Here is a 14,359-nt window from a genome sequence, read left to right on the forward strand (position 1 = left end):
GAAAACTTCAATACGATGGCAAAACGAATGTCAAACGAAAACAAAACGCAACTTCTCGGCTTCGCTATTCCCCGCCTCAACTCTGTCGTCGCAACCTTAAAAACACAATTGTCAGCGCCGCGGTTTTACGCGTAGGCTGGCGCTGCTGCGCCGCAACAAAGTAGTCCGCGACGCCACAAGGGAGAGAGCAGCAATGACGAAAACAGCCGTCATCACCGGTTCGACGAGCGGCATCGGGCTTGCGATCGCCAAGGCCTTCGCCAAGGGCGGCGCCAACATCGTTCTGAACGGCTTCGGCAGTGCGGACGAGATCAGACAAGCGACGGATGATGTCAGCGCGCTGACGAGCGGCACGGTCATCTATCACGGCGCCGACATGACGAAGCCGGCCGAGATCGCCGATCTGATCGCCACGGCAACGACCCGCTTCGGCGGCGTCGACATCCTCGTCAACAATGCCGGCATCCAATATGTCGAAAAGGTCGAGGATTTTCCGATCGAGCAATGGGATCGCATCATCGCGATCAACCTCTCTTCCTCGTTCCACACCATCCGCGCCGCCATTCCCGGCATGAAGGCCAAGGGGTGGGGCCGCATCGTCAACATCGCATCGGCCCATGGCCTCGTCGCCTCGCCCTTCAAGGCGGCCTATGTCGCGGCCAAGCATGGCGTGCTCGGACTGACGAAGACGGTGGCGCTTGAAGTTGCGGAGAACGGCATCACTGCAAACTCGATCTGCCCCGGCTACGTGCTGACGCCGCTTGTCGAAAAGCAGATCCCCGACCAGGCGCGCACCCGCGGTATCACCGAACAGCAGGTGATCAACGACGTGATGCTGAAAGGTCAGCCGACCAAGAAGTTCATCACGGTGGAACAGGTGGCAGCACTTGCGGTCTATCTTGCCGGCGACGATGCGGCGCAGATCACCGGCACCCATGTTTCCATGGATGGCGGCTGGACGGCGCAATAGGCGCACGTTGACGGCGCGTGCAAAAATCTCCGCGGCTCTTTGCTTTTCTGCATAACCACCTAAGATCAAAGTGATTTCAGGTATACGCAGCAGCCGCAGGGAATGAATGGCATGCCCCAGCCGAACGGAAGCATCAGCTTCATCCTCAATGACCGCGAGGTCACACTTTCCGACATCGCACCGACCGCGACGCTGCTTGATTATCTGCGGCTGGAACGCCGGTTGACTGGCACCAAGGAAGGCTGTGCTGAGGGCGACTGCGGCGCCTGCACCGTGCTCGTCGGGCGGCTTGCCGGCGATGCGCTCGTCTATGAAAGCGTCAACGCCTGCATCCGTTTCTTGGGCTCACTGCAGGCAACCCATGTCGTCACTGTCGAGCATCTTGCCGGACAGGATGGCGCCCTGCATCCGGTGCAACAGGCGATGGTCGATTTTCACGGCTCGCAATGCGGCTTCTGCACGCCCGGCTTCGTCATGTCGCTCTATGGCCTGTGGCTAGGCACCGACGATCCAAATCGAGCCGACATCGAAAAGGCGCTGCAAGGCAACCTCTGTCGCTGCACCGGCTACGAGCCGATTGTGCGCGCCGCCGAGGCAGCGGCGCAAGCGCGGCCATCGAAAGTGTTCGACCCGATCATCCGCGAACGTGAGACGATCACCGCCCGGTTGAAGACTCTTGCACCTGCCGAAACCATCACCGTTCGCCAGGGCGAACAGTGTCTCATCGTTCCGGCCGACGGAAACGGCCTGGCGGAGGCGCTTGCCGACAATCCCGGTGCGACGGTCGTTGCCGGTTCCACTGATGTCGGCCTCTGGGTGACCAAGCAGATGCGGGCGATCAACCCGGTGATCTTCATCAATGGCATCGCCGAATTGCAGGGCATCGAAGAGACCGAGGCGGGCCTGACGATCGGCGCCGGCGTCAGCTACACCATGGCCTTTGACGCCCTCAACTCGACCTTTCCTGGCCTTGGACCCCTGATCAACCGCATCGGCGGCGAGCAGGTGCGCAACATGGGCACGATCGGCGGCAATATCGCCAACGGCTCACCGATCGGCGACAGCCCGCCGCCCCTGATCGTGCTTGGCGCGACGGTGGCGTTGCGCTCCACCGCGGGCCGCCGGACACTACCGCTCGAAGACTTCTTCATCGCCTACGGCAAACAGGATCGGAAGCCCGGAGAATTCGTCGAGAGCATCTTCGTGCCGAGACTACCGGAAGGTGATCTCTTTGCCACCTACAAGATTTCCAAGCGCCGCGACGAGGACATTTCCGCCCTTCTCGGCGCCTTCCGGCTGTCAGTGGAAGACGGCGTCGTCCGCTCTGCCCGCATCGCCTTCGGCGGCATGGCCGCCACGCCAAAGCGCGCCGCGAACGTCGAGGCCGCGCTCATCGGCAAGCCCTGGACCGAGGAGACTGTTCGCGCAGTACAAGCTGCCTTCGAGACCGACTACCAGCCGCTCACCGACTGGCGCGCCACCAGCGATTACCGCATGTTGGCGGCGAAAAACCTCCTGATGCGTTTCTTCCTGGAAAGCGGCGGCGAGCCTGCGCAACTGATTCGCTTTGCTGCGGGAGACAGATGACCATGGACAAATCCACCTTCGAGGAACGCAAGGCGATACGCGGCGAGATGCATGTCTCGCAGCGTCATGACAGCGCCCACAAGCATGTCTCCGGCACCGCCGATTACATCGACGACATGCCCGAACCCGCAGGCACCCTGCATGGCGCCCTCGGCATGACCGACCGGGCGCATGCGGAAATCACGGCCATGGACCTTTCGGCCGTCGCCGCCGTGCCCGGTGTCATCCTGGTGCTGACCGCCAAGGACATGCCGCATTCCAACGACATCAGCCCGAGCCACCTGCATGACGAGCCGGTGCTCGCGGATGGCCTCGTGCAGTTTCATGGCCAGCCGGCCTTCGCCGTCATTGCCGAAACTCGCGACATCGCGCGCCGGGCGGCAAGGCTGGCGAAGATCGCCTACCGCGACCTGCCGCATTTCACCGACATTCTCGATGCGGTCGCCCGTGGCGGCGAACTGGTGACGCAGCCCTTGACCCTGCAGCGCGGCGACGCGGAAGCCGAGCTCGAAAAGGCGCCCCGCCGCTTGAAGGGCAGCATGCGCATCGGCGGCCAGGAGCATTTCTACCTCGAAGGCCATATTGCACTTGCTATTCCCGGCGAGGATGACGAGGTTACCGTCTGGTCCTCGACCCAGCACCCAAGCGAGGTCCAGCACATGGTCTCGCATGTGCTCGGCGTGCCCTCCAATGCGGTGACCGTAAATGTCCGCCGCATGGGCGGCGGCTTCGGCGGCAAGGAAACGCAAGGAAACCAGTTCGCAGCGCTTGCCGCCGTGGCGGCGAAGAAGCTCAACCGCGCAGTTAAGTTCCGCCCTGATCGGGACGAGGACATGACGGCGACCGGCAAGCGCCACGACTTCCTCGTCGACTACGATGTCGGCTTCGACGACGACGGGCGCATCCATGCGGTGCATGCGAACTACGCGGCGCGCTGCGGCTACTCGTCAGACCTCTCCGGCCCCGTCACCGACCGGGCGCTGTTTCATGCCGACAGCTCCTATTTCTTCCCGCATGTGAAGCTCACCTCACAGCCGCTGAAGACCAACACCGTCTCCAACACCGCCTATCGCGGTTTCGGCGGCCCGCAAGGCATGGTCGGCGGCGAACGCATTATCGAGGAGATCGCCTACCAGCTCGGCAAGGACCCGCTCGAAATCCGCAAGCTGAACTTCTACGGTGAAAAGGGTTCCGGCCGAGATATCACGCCCTACCACCAGCAGGTCGAAGACAACATCATCGCGCGCATCGTCGCCGAACTCGAAGAAAGCGCAGACTATCAGGCGCGACGCCAGGCGGTCCTTGAGTTCAACCGGAATAGCCGCATCATCCGCAAGGGCATCGCGCTGACGCCGGTGAAATTTGGCATCTCCTTCACGCTCACCGCCTTCAACCAGGCGGGCGCTCTCGTGCACATCTACCAGGATGGCTCGATCCATCTGAACCATGGCGGCACCGAGATGGGCCAGGGCCTCTACATCAAGGTTGCCCAGGTGATCGCCGACAGTTTCCAGGTCGATCTCGATCGGGTCCGCATCACCGCGACGACGACCGGCAAGGTGCCGAATACATCTGCGACCGCCGCCTCCTCGGGCTCCGATCTCAACGGCATGGCGGCGCATGACGCAGCGCGCCAGATCAAGGAGCGTCTCGTCGGCTTTGCCTGCGAGCGCTGGCAGACGACGCCCGAGAATGTCAGCTTCGTCGCCAATCATGTGAAGATCGGTGAAGAACTCATCCCCTTCCCCGAGTTCATCAAGCAGGCCTATATGGGCCGCATCCAGCTTTCGGCGGCCGGCTATTACAAGACGCCGAAGATCCATTGGGATCGCGCCAGCGGCCGCGGCACGCCCTTCTATTACTTCGCCTATGGCGCTTCAGTTTCAGAGGTGTCGATCGACACGTTGACCGGCGAATACATGGTCGACCGCGTCGACGTGCTGCACGATGTCGGGCGTTCGCTCAATCCGGCGATCGACATCGGCCAGATCGAAGGTGGCTTCGTGCAAGGCATGGGCTGGCTCACGACGGAGGAGCTCTGGTGGGACGACAAGGGACGGCTTCGCACCCATGCTCCCTCCACCTACAAGATCCCGCTCGCCTCCGACCGGCCGAAGACCTTCAACGTCAAGCTTGCGGAATGGTCGAGCAACGCCGAAAAGACCATCGGCCGCTCCAAGGCGGTGGGAGAGCCGCCTTTCATGCTGCCGATCTCGGTGCTCGAAGCGCTGTCGATGGCGGTGGCAAGCGTTGCGGATTATCGCGAATGCCCGCGCCTCGACGCCCCGGCAACACCGGAGCGTGTGCTGATGGCCGTCGAGCGCCTGAGAAGCGCCTGACGGCCATCGTCGTCAATGTTAGAACCGGGGCAATTCATCGACGCTGAAAAGGCGGCGAGAGTTGGCCATTGCCTCTTCGTCATCGCCATAGGGGCCACGGCCATCCATGAAACCCATGTCTCTCTTGATATGATCCGGGAGCGCGCCGACGTCCAATGTCGGCTTGGCGGCAACGAGGCCGCCGAACAGGGCAGCCGCGAGCCGGACGACCGGTTCGAATAAAAGAAACGGTTTTCTTTCAGTATGTTCGAATGTATCGCAAGTCACGTCAGCACCTGTTTCGTCTTGGGAAGTTGACTTGAAGGATGCCGTGGAGGAGGATCGAAATCCAATCGAACATCCGTCTGCATGCATCAAGAGAACTTATCCATGAAGATGTCGAAGCAGTTTCCGCTGAATGCGCTCCGGGTCTTCGAAGCGGTTGCAAGGCTCGGCAGCTTCACCAAGGCCGGCGAAGAGCTGGGCATGACCCAGACGGCCGTAAGCTACCAGGTCAAGTTGATCGAGGAGAATGTCGGCGAGCCGCTTTTCCTGCGCCGCCCGCGCCAGATCTCGCTGACGGATGTGGGCCAGCGCATGGCACCGCGCGTGACAGAAGCCTTCGAGATGCTGCAGGAAGCCGTTTCCAATGCCCGCGGCGATATCGACAGCGCGCTTTTGATCAGTTCGACGCCGACCTTCGCCTCGCAATGGCTTGCCCGCAATATCGGCAGCTTCCAGCTCGCCCATCCGAACATCGCCGTCCGGCTGACGACCAGCGACTCGCTCACCGATTTCACCCGCGAGCCCGCCGATCTCGCCATCCGCTCGGGCGGTGGCGTCTGGCCCGGCCTCGACACACATCCGCTGATGCGTGTCGAGTTCAGCCCCATGCTGAGTCCGGCGCTTGCCGAAACCATCGGCGGCGTGCACGAGCCGCGCGACCTCCTGAAGCTCCGGATCATCGATGCAGGCGATCCCTGGTGGCCGATGTGGTTCAAGGCCGCCGGCGTCGAGGACCCCGATCTCGAGGGCCGGCCGCACAGCCGGCTCGGCGCCCAGACGTTCGAGGCACGCGCCGCAATTGCCGGCCAGGGTGTGGCGATCCTGACGCCGGAGTTCTATCCCGATGACGTCGCGCTCGGCCGCCTCTACCAGCCCTTCGATCTTCGCTGCAGCGACGGCTGCGACTATTGGCTCGCCTATCCGCACGCCCGACGCAACACGCCGAAGATCCGGATTTTCCGCGACTGGATTCTCGGCGAACTTTGCCCGCCAAGCTTCCTGCAAGCAAATAGCGCTTGAGGAGCGCCGAAGCCCCTTTTCCCCTCCGCGGTTTATGCGCAAAGTGAAGTAACGGAGACAAAGGGGATCTGAATGTACGAATTCGCCATTGCCTGGGAATGGCTGGCCTTTGCCGTGCGCTGGCTGCATGTGATCACGGCCATCGCCTGGATCGGCTCATCCTTCTATTTCATCGCGCTCGATCTTGGCCTGGTGAAGCGCGACCACCTGCCCGTCGGCGCCTATGGCGAGGAATGGCAGGTCCATGGCGGCGGCTTCTACCACATCCAGAAGTATCTGGTGGCACCGGCCTCGATGCCTGAGCACCTCACCTGGTTCAAATGGGAATCCTACGTGACGTGGCTCTCGGGCTTCGCCATGCTCTGTGTCGTCTACTACGGCGGCGCCGATCTCTTCCTGGTCGACCGCCACGTCCTCGACATCTCGGCAACGACGGCGATCCTGATCTCGCTCGCCTCGCTCGGCATCGGCTGGCTGTTTTACGACCTGCTCTGCAAGTCGCCCATCGGCAGGAACACCTGGGGACTGATGGCGCTGCTCTATGCGGCGCTCGTCGCCATGGCCTGGGGCTATACCCAGGTCTTCACCGGCCGCGCCGCCTTCCTGCATCTCGGCGCCTTCACCGCGACGATCATGTCGGCCAATGTGTTCTTCATCATCATCCCCAACCAGAAGATCGTCGTCGCGGATCTGATCGCCGGCCGCACGCCGGACCCGAAGCTCGGCGCCCAGGCCAAGCAGCGCTCACTGCATAACAACTACCTGACGCTGCCGGTCATCTTCTTCATGCTGTCGAACCACTACCCGCTGGCATTCGCGACGGCATTCAACTGGATCATCGCGGCACTGGTCTTCCTGATGGGCGTCACCATCCGCCACTGGTTCAACACCACCCATGCCCGCAAGGGCAGGCCGACCTGGACCTGGCTGGTCACAGCCCTCCTCTTCATCTTGATCATGTGGCTCTCGACCGTGCCGAAAGTGCTGACCGGCGGCGAAAAGGCCGAGGTTGCGCCGGCATTTACCCGCTTCGCCGCCAATGCCCACTTCCCCGCCGTCAAGGACACGGTCTCGACCCGCTGTTCCATGTGCCATGCGGCGGAGCCCGTTTATGAGGGTATCACCCAGGCGCCGAAGGGCGTGATGCTGGAAAGCGACGCGGAGATTGCCGCCCATGCCCGCGAAATCTATATCCAGGCTGGGCGTAGCCACGCGATGCCGCCCGGCAACGTGACAGACATGACGACGGACGAGCGCCAGCTGCTGGCAGCCTGGTTCGAAAGCGCCGTCGAGGAAGGCAAGACACAATGACGACCACCCTCATCCGCGGCCGGTTGCTGAGCTTTCACCGCGCGCCGACGTCGATCGACGATAGCGGCGCCTATAGCTACGAAAGCGACGGTGCCTTGCTGGTTGCGGGTGGAGAGATCATCGCCAGCGGCGGCTATGCCACGGTGAAGGCAGGTGCGCTTGAAGGCGTCACGGAAATCGATCACCGCCCGCACCTGATCGTGCCCGGCTTCATCGACACACACCTGCATTTCCCGCAGATGCAGGTGATGGCCTCCTATGCCGCCAACCTTTTGGAGTGGCTGAACACCTACACCTTTCCGGAGGAATGCCGCTTCGTCGAGAGCGCCCATGCGACCCGCATCGCGACGCGCTTCTTCGACGAGATGGTGCGCCACGGCACGACGACGGCAACCGCCTATTGCTCGGTGCACAAGGCGTCCGCCGATGCCTTCTTCGCCGAGGCGCTCAGGCGCGACATGCGCATGGTCGCCGGCAAGGTGATGATGGACCGCAATGCACCGCAAGGGCTCCTTGACACGCCGCAAATGGGCTACGACGAGACCCGCGCCGTCATCCGCGACTGGCATGGCAAGGGCCGCAACCACGTCGCCATCACCCCGCGCTTCGCCATCACCTCGACGCCGGAGCAGATGGCCGTCGCCAAGTCGCTGGTGCACGAATTCCCGGACCTGCACGTGCAGACCCACCTTTCGGAAAACCGCGACGAGATCGCCTTTACCTGCGAACTTTATCCGGAGGCCAAGGACTATACCGACGTCTACGCCCGCTACGGCCTGCTCGGGCGCAAGAGCCTCTTCGGCCACTGCATCCATCTCTCCGAGCGCGAGGCGGATGTCATGAGCGAGACCGGCTCGGTCGCTGTCTTTTGCCCGACGTCCAATCTCTTCCTCGGCTCCGGCCTCTTTCCGCTACGTGCGCTCAACCGCCGCGACAAGCCGGTGCGCACCTCGGTCGCCTCCGACATCGGCGGCGGCACCAGCTACTCCATGCTGAAGACGCTCGACGAGGCCTACAAGATCCTGCAACTGCAGGGCGAGCGACTGAACCCCTTCGACAGCTTCTTCATGATGACCCGCGGCAATGCCGAGGCGCTGTCGCTGGTCGACCGGATCGGAACACTGGAAGCCGGCACCGACGCCGATTTCATCGTGCTCGACATGGCGGCAACGCCGGCCATGGCACTCAGGGCCGAAGTGGTCAATTCTCTGGCCGACGAGCTCTTCCTGCTGCAGACGATGGGCGACGATCGCGCGATCGGCGAGACCTATGTCGCCGGCAAGCCTGCGAAATCGGCATTGGCTGCGGCATGACGTGCCAAACGCAAAGAGGTCAAGAAAATTGACCTCTTTGCGTCGAGGCTATTAACAAGCCTCCGGCAAACATGGTAATGGCTCGGCATCTCTGCTGAGAATGGCATGTGCGGCTTGCCCGCATCCCGCTTCAACTCGTGATCCAGACGAAGGCCGTTTCCATGACGCAAATCCTCGAAATCAGCGACCTCAAGGCTCTCGCCAAGCGCCGCGTGCCAAAGCTCTTCTTCGACTATGCCGACAGCGGCGCCTGGACCGAAGGCACCTACCGCGCCAACGAGGAGGATTTTGCCAAGGTGAAGCTGCGCCAGCGCGTGTTGGTGGATATGACGGACCGCTCGCTGGAAACGACGATGATCGGCCAGAAGGTGTCGATGCCGGTGGCGCTCGCCCCGACTGGCCTTACCGGCATGCAGCATGCCGACGGCGAAATGCTGGCAGCCCAGGCCGCCGAAGCCTTCGGCGTGCCCTTCACGCTCTCGACCATGAGCATCTGCTCGATCGAGGACGTCGCCTCGGTCACGACCAAGCCGTTCTGGTTCCAGCTCTACGTCATGCGCGAACGCGAATTCGTGCTGAACCTGATCGACCGCGCCAAGGCGGCCAAGTGCTCGGCGCTGGTGCTGACACTCGATCTGCAGATCCTCGGCCAGCGCCACAAGGACCTGAGGAACGGCCTCTCCGCGCCGCCGAAAATGACGCCCAAGCATCTCTGGCAGATGGCGACGCGTCCCGGCTGGTGCGTGAAGATGCTCGGCACCAAGCGCCGCACCTTCCGCAACATCGTCGGCCATGCCAAGAGCGTCACCGACCTCTCCTCCCTCGGCGCCTGGACGGCGGAGCAGTTCGACCCGCAGCTTTCCTGGAAGGATGTCGCGTGGATCAAGGAACGCTGGGGCGGACCGTTGATCCTCAAGGGCATTCTCGATCCGGAAGACGCCAAGATGGCAGCCGCCACCGGCGCCGACGCGATCATCGTTTCCAACCATGGCGGCCGGCAGCTTGACGGCGCCCATTCCTCGATCAGCATGCTGCCGCGCATCGTCGATGCCGTCGGTCATCAGATCGAGGTGCATATCGACGGCGGCATCCGCTCCGGCCAGGACGTGCTGAAAGCCGTCGCCATGGGCGCCAAGGGCACCTATATAGGCCGGCCGTTCCTCTATGGCCTCGGTGCCATGGGCAAGGACGGCGTGACGAAGGCGCTGGAGATCATCCGCAAGGAGATGGACATCACCATGGCCCTCTGCGGCAAGCGCAACATCAACGATGTGGACCGTAGCATATTAGCGGAATAGGCCGCGGCATCAGCCAGTCCCGCCGTCATTCCTGTGCTTGCCACAGGAAGCCAGCAGCCCAAGTCCTTGGGCTGAAAGGTCTTTTGACCTGACAGACGTCGGGTCGCCGGATCCCCGCCACAAGGGCGAGGATGACGGAGCTTGGAGTGGCGCTTCCGGCAGAACGCGAAGCGAGCGCACGCCCCCTAAGCTTCAGCTCCCCCGATAGGTCGAATATCCGTAGGGCGAAAGCAGCAGCGGCACGTGATAGTGGCTTGCCGGATCGGCGATGCCGAAGCGCAAGGGGATGCGGTCGAGGAAGGCCGGCTCCGGCAGCGTTGTGCCCGAGCGGCGCAGGTAGTCGCCGGCGTGGAAGACCAGCTCGTAGTTGCCGGCCATGAAGCCGATGCCTTCGACCATCGGCCCATCGACGCGACCGTCGCCGTTGGTGTGTACGGTGCGGATCAACTGCCGCTCCTCACCCTCCAGCCAGTAGAGATCGATGCGCAGCCCTTCGGCCGGCTTGCCGAGTGCGGTATCAAGAACATGGGTCGTCAGGCGGCCGGTGCTGCTCATCTCATCCTCTTTCATTAACTGGTCCAGGATGCAGACGAAGAACGTCCGCATTTTCATCAGTCGCTAGATCGCGCTCTCGATGACGAAGGGCTCGTCATAAAAGTACTCTTCAAGATTGTTGCCCGGCCCTTCGCGGTCGACGATCAGGAAATCGCTGACCGCACCGACCGACATCAACGGGTGGTGCCAGACATTGCGGCCGTAATTGACGCCCTGCCGGCCGCTTGCCTGAAACACCCGCGGCTCGCCGGGGCGGCCGTCCCGGTCTTCGGCAACGACGACGAGCCAAGGGCGGTCGTCGAGCGGCGAAAAGCTCTGGCTGCCGAGCGGGTGGCGCTCCATCATCGACACAGGATAGGGAAATGCGCGCGGCTGGCCGCGGAAGATGTTGATGATGACGTTGGCACCGTCGCCCACGACATCGGCGCGCGCCAACCCATGGAAACGTTCCGTGTTGCCGCCGTTGATGTAGCGCATTGTCGCCGGGTCGGCCTCGATGACGGTTCCGAAAGGTGCAAAGGTGTCGCGCGTCAGCGGTTCGATCTTAAGCAGGCGCGACATCATGCATGAACCTCATGCATCGGTGCGCTTGCGAGGTCCAGTTCGATGGTCCCCCTGGTGAGTGAGGACGCGTATCGAACGGTTTTGTCAGGCATTTTCGTCTCCAGGAAGCATCGACTGCAGCCGCAGGCGGGCGATTTTCTCCACCTGCGCGCAAGCGGTTTCAAATTCCTCTTCGGGCGAATTGTCAATGCGGCTTTCGAAGGAGGCGAGAATCTGGCCCTTGGTCAGCCCCTTCACCGCGATGATGAAGGGAAAGCCGAATTTCTTCGTGTAGGCATCGTTCAGCGCCGTGAAGCGCTGATGCTCCTCGGGCGTCAGCCGGTCGAGACCGGCAGACGCTTGCTCCGCCGTCGAGTCCGCCGTCAGCTTGCCCGCGATCGCCAGCTTGCCGGCAAGATCGGGATGGGCGCGCAAGACCTGTAGCTTCTCGCGCGGCAATGCCGCACGAAAAGCCTGGCAGAGTGCCGAATGCACGTTGCCCGCCATCAGGCCCGCCGTCGTGGCGCGATCGAAGGCGCGTTCGGCCACCCAGGGTGAATGCTCGAACACGTCGCCGAAACGGGCGACGAAGGCGTCGCGGTCGGACATCAGAGCGCCCCTTCCGGCTTGTGGTGCTGGTACCAGTGGTTGGCGATATCGATGCGCCGGGGCACCCAGACCTTGTCATGCGACATGACGTAATCGATGAAGCGGGCGAGCGCGGCCGCACGACCCGGGCGCCCGACGAGCCTGCAGTGCAGGCCGATGTTCATCATCTTGGCGTCGCCCTGGCGGCCTTCCTCGTAGAGCACGTCGAATGTGTCCTTCAGGTAGCTGAAGAACTGGTCGCCGCTGTTGAAGCCCTGCGGCGTTGCGAAGCGCATGTCGTTGGCGTCAAGCGTGTAGGGGATGATCAGGTGCGGCTTGTCGGCCGGCAGGCCGGGCACCCAATAGGGCAGTTCGTCGGCATAGCTGTCGCAGGAATAGAGGAAACCGCCCTCTTCCAGCACCAGCTTCAGCGTATTGGACGAAGGCTTGCCCTGGTAGATGCCGAGCGGCCGCTCGCCGGTGAGCTCCGTGTGCAGGCGGACGACCTCGCGGATATGCTCGCGTTCGACCTCTTCGGGGAAATCCTTGTATTCGAGCCAGCGCAGGCCGTGGCTGGCAATCTCCCAGCCGGCTTCCTTCATGGCCGCAACCGCTTCCGGATTGCGCGCCATCGCCTGCGTCACGCCGTAGACAGTCAGGGGCACGTTGCGGCTCGTGAACATGCGCCACAGCCGCCAGAAACCGGAGCGCGCGCCGTACTCGTAGATCGATTCCATGTTGAGGTTACGCTGGCCATGCCAGGGCTGCGCGCCGACGATCTCGGATAGCAGGCATTCGGAAGCCGGATCGCCATCGAGAATGCAGCTTTCGCCACCCTCCTCGTAATTCAGCACGAACTGCACGGCAATGCGCGCGTCGCCCGGCCAGTTTGCCTTCGGCGGATTGCGGCCATAGCCAACGAGATCGCGCGGATACTTAGTCTCAGACATCAAATCACCCTTCGATTTTTCCCGAACGGTATCACCGCCGACCGGATTGTCGATACCGAAATCTGCCAGCGGAGGGTCGCTGAACGGTGATCTCGGAGAGAGACGAAGGCTGAATTCTGTGCTGTTGCTAACGCTGCGCCATCAATGCCGCGACGATGAGCGGTAAGGGTCGCATCGATCCCGAACCGAGCGAGGGATCGGCGACCATGCGTTTGGCGCGCTCGGCGCGGGCGTTCGTGGAGATCTTGCCGAGCGGATGCTGCGAGTGCACACGCAACGGCGCACCGCTCTCCTGCTCTACGAAGAGGGCAAGGCTGCCGATGGAAAGCGGCGTCGCAAGGCACGGCTCCAATAGCTCGCGCAGGGGTGGCTCGACCTGGCGCATCGCGTCGGACGCCAACGGGCCGGTCAGCATCATGTGGAAGCGATATTCGTCCATCACATGAGGATCGCCCCAGCGATGGAGATTGGAAAACTGCGGTGCGGTCAGCCGATCCGGGTCGGAACGCTCGATCTCGTCCTCGCTGAGCGGCGCGCGAAAGGCATCGAATTCCTGAACGACGTTGGCCGCCAAAAGATGCATCGCGGTGCTCGGTACCTGCGGCATCAGGCCGAAGCACCGGCCGATGCGCGCGACCTCCAGACGATCGATTTCAAACGGCGTCTGTGCGCCGGCAAAATGCATCAGCGCCTTCAGCAGCTGTGATTCCGTCATGTCCGGATGCAGACGAAAGGGCGACATCATCACCGCATGGAACCCGAAGCGGCGCGGCACGGCCGTGTGGTAGGCGATGTCGGCGGAGCTCAGGCCCGCGACCGAAGGCAGTTCGGTCGGTTCGCCGGAATAGACGTTGCGCCCAAGCCAGCTTGCGGCGACCACGGAAAGCGGGTCGGCCATCGGCGGTGTAAAACAAATGGCGTAGCGCATGGCTGGCTCCGGTTATCCCTTACGGCATGAGGAAAAGTACCTGCGGATTCCTCATCCCGCCCAATGAGTTCGATCACCCTCATGATCTTCGATGCCCCGACGCGGGATCATCGTGATCTGTTGGCCGCGTCTTAGGTGATTTGCGTGACAGATTGACGAAGTGGACAGGGAAAAACCGCGCGAGTGCGCCGGTCTTCGCCAGATTTTCGGAACCATCCATCCAGCCAGCCGTTCCCTTTTGGTAACAATCAAGGATGGAGAAGAAGCGTGAGCTATCACAACGCAAACCTGCAGGACGCCCGTATCAAGGAAACTCATGACCTGATTGCGAGCGACAAGGTTGAAGGCACGAAGGTTTATGGCTCCGACAACAAGCACATCGGCTCGATCGAGCGCGTGATCATCGAAAAGCGCAGCGGTCGCGTGGCCTATGCCGTGCTCGGTTTCGGCGGCTTTCTCGGCCTTGGCGAAGACCACTATCCGCTGCCCTGGGCGAAGCTGACCTATGACCAGAACCTTGGCGGCTACCGCACCGACGTGACGCGCGATCAGGTCGACCGTGCACCGAAGTATCGCGGCAACGAGGAATACGACTGGAACGAAGAAAACGGCCGCCGCGTCTACGACTATTACGGCGTGCCGCCCTACTGGATGTAAGGTCGGACTAGCGATTGTACGAATATTCAAGGCTCC

14 protein-coding genes are annotated in these 14,359 nt (G+C 62.4%); 8 read left to right on the plus strand and 6 right to left on the minus strand.

What is annotated here, in order from left to right; all coding sequences use genetic code 11:
- The first annotated feature begins 193 nt into the window (after nucleotides 1–193).
- The 3 genes from LAC81_RS13330 to xdhB all read left to right on the plus strand — a co-directional run bounded on the left by LAC81_RS13330 (nucleotide 194) and on the right by xdhB (nucleotide 4,896).
- Nucleotides 194–970 carry a 3-hydroxybutyrate dehydrogenase gene (locus LAC81_RS13330; RefSeq protein WP_223725174.1) on the plus strand — a complete coding sequence of 259 codons (777 nt, stop codon included), beginning with the start codon at nucleotides 194–196 and terminating at the stop codon, nucleotides 968–970.
- Between the two features lie 111 nt (nucleotides 971–1,081).
- Nucleotides 1,082–2,557 (plus strand): xanthine dehydrogenase small subunit, encoded by a 1,476-nt coding sequence (gene xdhA, locus LAC81_RS13335; protein WP_223725175.1) that lies wholly within the window; start codon nucleotides 1,082–1,084, stop codon nucleotides 2,555–2,557.
- 2 nt (nucleotides 2,558–2,559) lie between these two features.
- The gene (gene xdhB, locus LAC81_RS13340) at nucleotides 2,560–4,896 is read left to right on the plus strand and encodes a xanthine dehydrogenase molybdopterin binding subunit (RefSeq protein WP_223725176.1); all 2,337 of its coding nucleotides are present in this window, start codon (nucleotides 2,560–2,562) and stop codon (nucleotides 4,894–4,896) included.
- A gap of 18 nt (nucleotides 4,897–4,914) precedes the next feature.
- Here xdhB and LAC81_RS13345 read toward each other — a convergent pair whose 3' ends face one another.
- A complete protein-coding gene (locus LAC81_RS13345) occupies nucleotides 4,915–5,253 on the minus strand; it encodes a hypothetical protein (RefSeq protein ID WP_223725177.1) in 339 nt (112 codons plus the stop codon).
- Nucleotides 5,254–5,265: 12 nt separating this feature from the next.
- Here LAC81_RS13345 and LAC81_RS13350 point away from each other — a divergent pair, with 12 nt between their 5' ends.
- The 4 genes from LAC81_RS13350 (at nucleotide 5,266) to LAC81_RS13365 (ending at nucleotide 10,102) form a co-directional block, all read left to right on the plus strand.
- Nucleotides 5,266–6,180: a LysR substrate-binding domain-containing protein gene (locus LAC81_RS13350; protein ID WP_223725178.1), complete on the plus strand. Its 915-nt coding sequence runs from the start codon at nucleotides 5,266–5,268 to the stop codon at nucleotides 6,178–6,180.
- Nucleotides 6,181–6,252: 72 nt separating this feature from the next.
- The gene (puuD, locus tag LAC81_RS13355; protein WP_223725179.1) at nucleotides 6,253–7,491 is read left to right on the plus strand and encodes a urate hydroxylase PuuD; all 1,239 of its coding nucleotides are present in this window, start codon (nucleotides 6,253–6,255) and stop codon (nucleotides 7,489–7,491) included.
- Complete coding sequence (gene guaD / locus LAC81_RS13360) at nucleotides 7,488–8,804, plus strand: guanine deaminase (protein WP_223725180.1); 1,317 nt, start codon at nucleotides 7,488–7,490, stop codon at nucleotides 8,802–8,804. Before puuD ends, guaD begins: the two co-directional genes overlap by 4 nt.
- A 161-nt stretch (nucleotides 8,805–8,965) precedes the next feature.
- Entirely contained in the window at nucleotides 8,966–10,102 is a 1,137-nt protein-coding gene (locus tag LAC81_RS13365) for an alpha-hydroxy acid oxidase (protein ID WP_223725181.1), read from the plus strand.
- Between the two features lie 192 nt (nucleotides 10,103–10,294).
- Here LAC81_RS13365 and uraH read toward each other — a convergent pair whose 3' ends face one another.
- From uraH to LAC81_RS13390, 5 genes are all read right to left on the minus strand, one after another.
- Nucleotides 10,295–10,657 (minus strand): hydroxyisourate hydrolase, encoded by a 363-nt coding sequence (gene uraH / locus LAC81_RS13370; protein WP_223725182.1) that lies wholly within the window; start codon nucleotides 10,655–10,657, stop codon nucleotides 10,295–10,297.
- Nucleotides 10,658–10,720: 63 nt separating this feature from the next.
- A complete protein-coding gene (locus tag LAC81_RS13375; protein WP_223727822.1) occupies nucleotides 10,721–11,218 on the minus strand; it encodes an ureidoglycolate lyase in 498 nt (165 codons plus the stop codon).
- A gap of 87 nt (nucleotides 11,219–11,305) precedes the next feature.
- Nucleotides 11,306–11,809, minus strand: coding sequence for a 2-oxo-4-hydroxy-4-carboxy-5-ureidoimidazoline decarboxylase (gene uraD, locus LAC81_RS13380; protein WP_223725183.1), 504 nt, complete (start codon nucleotides 11,807–11,809; stop codon nucleotides 11,306–11,308).
- Entirely contained in the window at nucleotides 11,809–12,738 is a 930-nt protein-coding gene (gene puuE, locus LAC81_RS13385) for an allantoinase PuuE (protein ID WP_223725184.1), read from the minus strand. Before puuE ends, uraD begins: the two co-directional genes overlap by 1 nt.
- Before the next feature lie 127 nt (nucleotides 12,739–12,865).
- The gene (locus LAC81_RS13390; protein WP_223725185.1) at nucleotides 12,866–13,666 is read right to left on the minus strand and encodes a DUF1045 domain-containing protein; all 801 of its coding nucleotides are present in this window, start codon (nucleotides 13,664–13,666) and stop codon (nucleotides 12,866–12,868) included.
- A gap of 267 nt (nucleotides 13,667–13,933) precedes the next feature.
- On the opposite strand from LAC81_RS13390, the gene LAC81_RS13395 reads away from it, so the two are divergent.
- Nucleotides 13,934–14,323 carry a PRC-barrel domain-containing protein gene (locus LAC81_RS13395; RefSeq protein ID WP_223725186.1) on the plus strand — a complete coding sequence of 130 codons (390 nt, stop codon included), beginning with the start codon at nucleotides 13,934–13,936 and terminating at the stop codon, nucleotides 14,321–14,323.
- Nucleotides 14,324–14,359: the final 36 nt, after the last annotated feature.

Origin of the sequence: Ensifer adhaerens, from assembly GCF_020035535.1 — a bacterium.
Lineage (GTDB): Bacteria > Pseudomonadota > Alphaproteobacteria > Rhizobiales > Rhizobiaceae > Ensifer.

What these genes read in the sequence shown, in the direction of transcription:
- xdhA (WP_223725175.1), top strand. Translation starts at nt 1,082, where the DNA reads ATGCCCCAGCCGAACGGAAGCATCAGCTTCATCCTCAATGACCGCGAG.
- uraD (WP_223725183.1), bottom strand. Translation starts at nt 11,809, where the DNA reads ATGTCCGACCGCGACGCCTTCGTCGCCCGTTTCGGCGACGTGTTCGAG.
- xdhB (WP_223725176.1), top strand. Translation starts at nt 2,560, where the DNA reads ATGGACAAATCCACCTTCGAGGAACGCAAGGCGATACGCGGCGAGATG.
- puuD (WP_223725179.1), top strand. Translation starts at nt 6,253, where the DNA reads ATGTACGAATTCGCCATTGCCTGGGAATGGCTGGCCTTTGCCGTGCGC.
- LAC81_RS13350 (WP_223725178.1), top strand. Translation starts at nt 5,266, where the DNA reads ATGAAGATGTCGAAGCAGTTTCCGCTGAATGCGCTCCGGGTCTTCGAA.
- LAC81_RS13375 (WP_223727822.1), bottom strand. Translation starts at nt 11,218, where the DNA reads ATGTCGCGCCTGCTTAAGATCGAACCGCTGACGCGCGACACCTTTGCA.
- puuE (WP_223725184.1), bottom strand. Translation starts at nt 12,738, where the DNA reads ATGTCTGAGACTAAGTATCCGCGCGATCTCGTTGGCTATGGCCGCAAT.
- uraH (WP_223725182.1), bottom strand. Translation starts at nt 10,657, where the DNA reads ATGAGCAGCACCGGCCGCCTGACGACCCATGTTCTTGATACCGCACTC.
- guaD (WP_223725180.1), top strand. Translation starts at nt 7,488, where the DNA reads ATGACGACCACCCTCATCCGCGGCCGGTTGCTGAGCTTTCACCGCGCG.
- LAC81_RS13390 (WP_223725185.1), bottom strand. Translation starts at nt 13,666, where the DNA reads ATGCGCTACGCCATTTGTTTTACACCGCCGATGGCCGACCCGCTTTCC.
- LAC81_RS13330 (WP_223725174.1), top strand. Translation starts at nt 194, where the DNA reads ATGACGAAAACAGCCGTCATCACCGGTTCGACGAGCGGCATCGGGCTT.
- LAC81_RS13365 (WP_223725181.1), top strand. Translation starts at nt 8,966, where the DNA reads ATGACGCAAATCCTCGAAATCAGCGACCTCAAGGCTCTCGCCAAGCGC.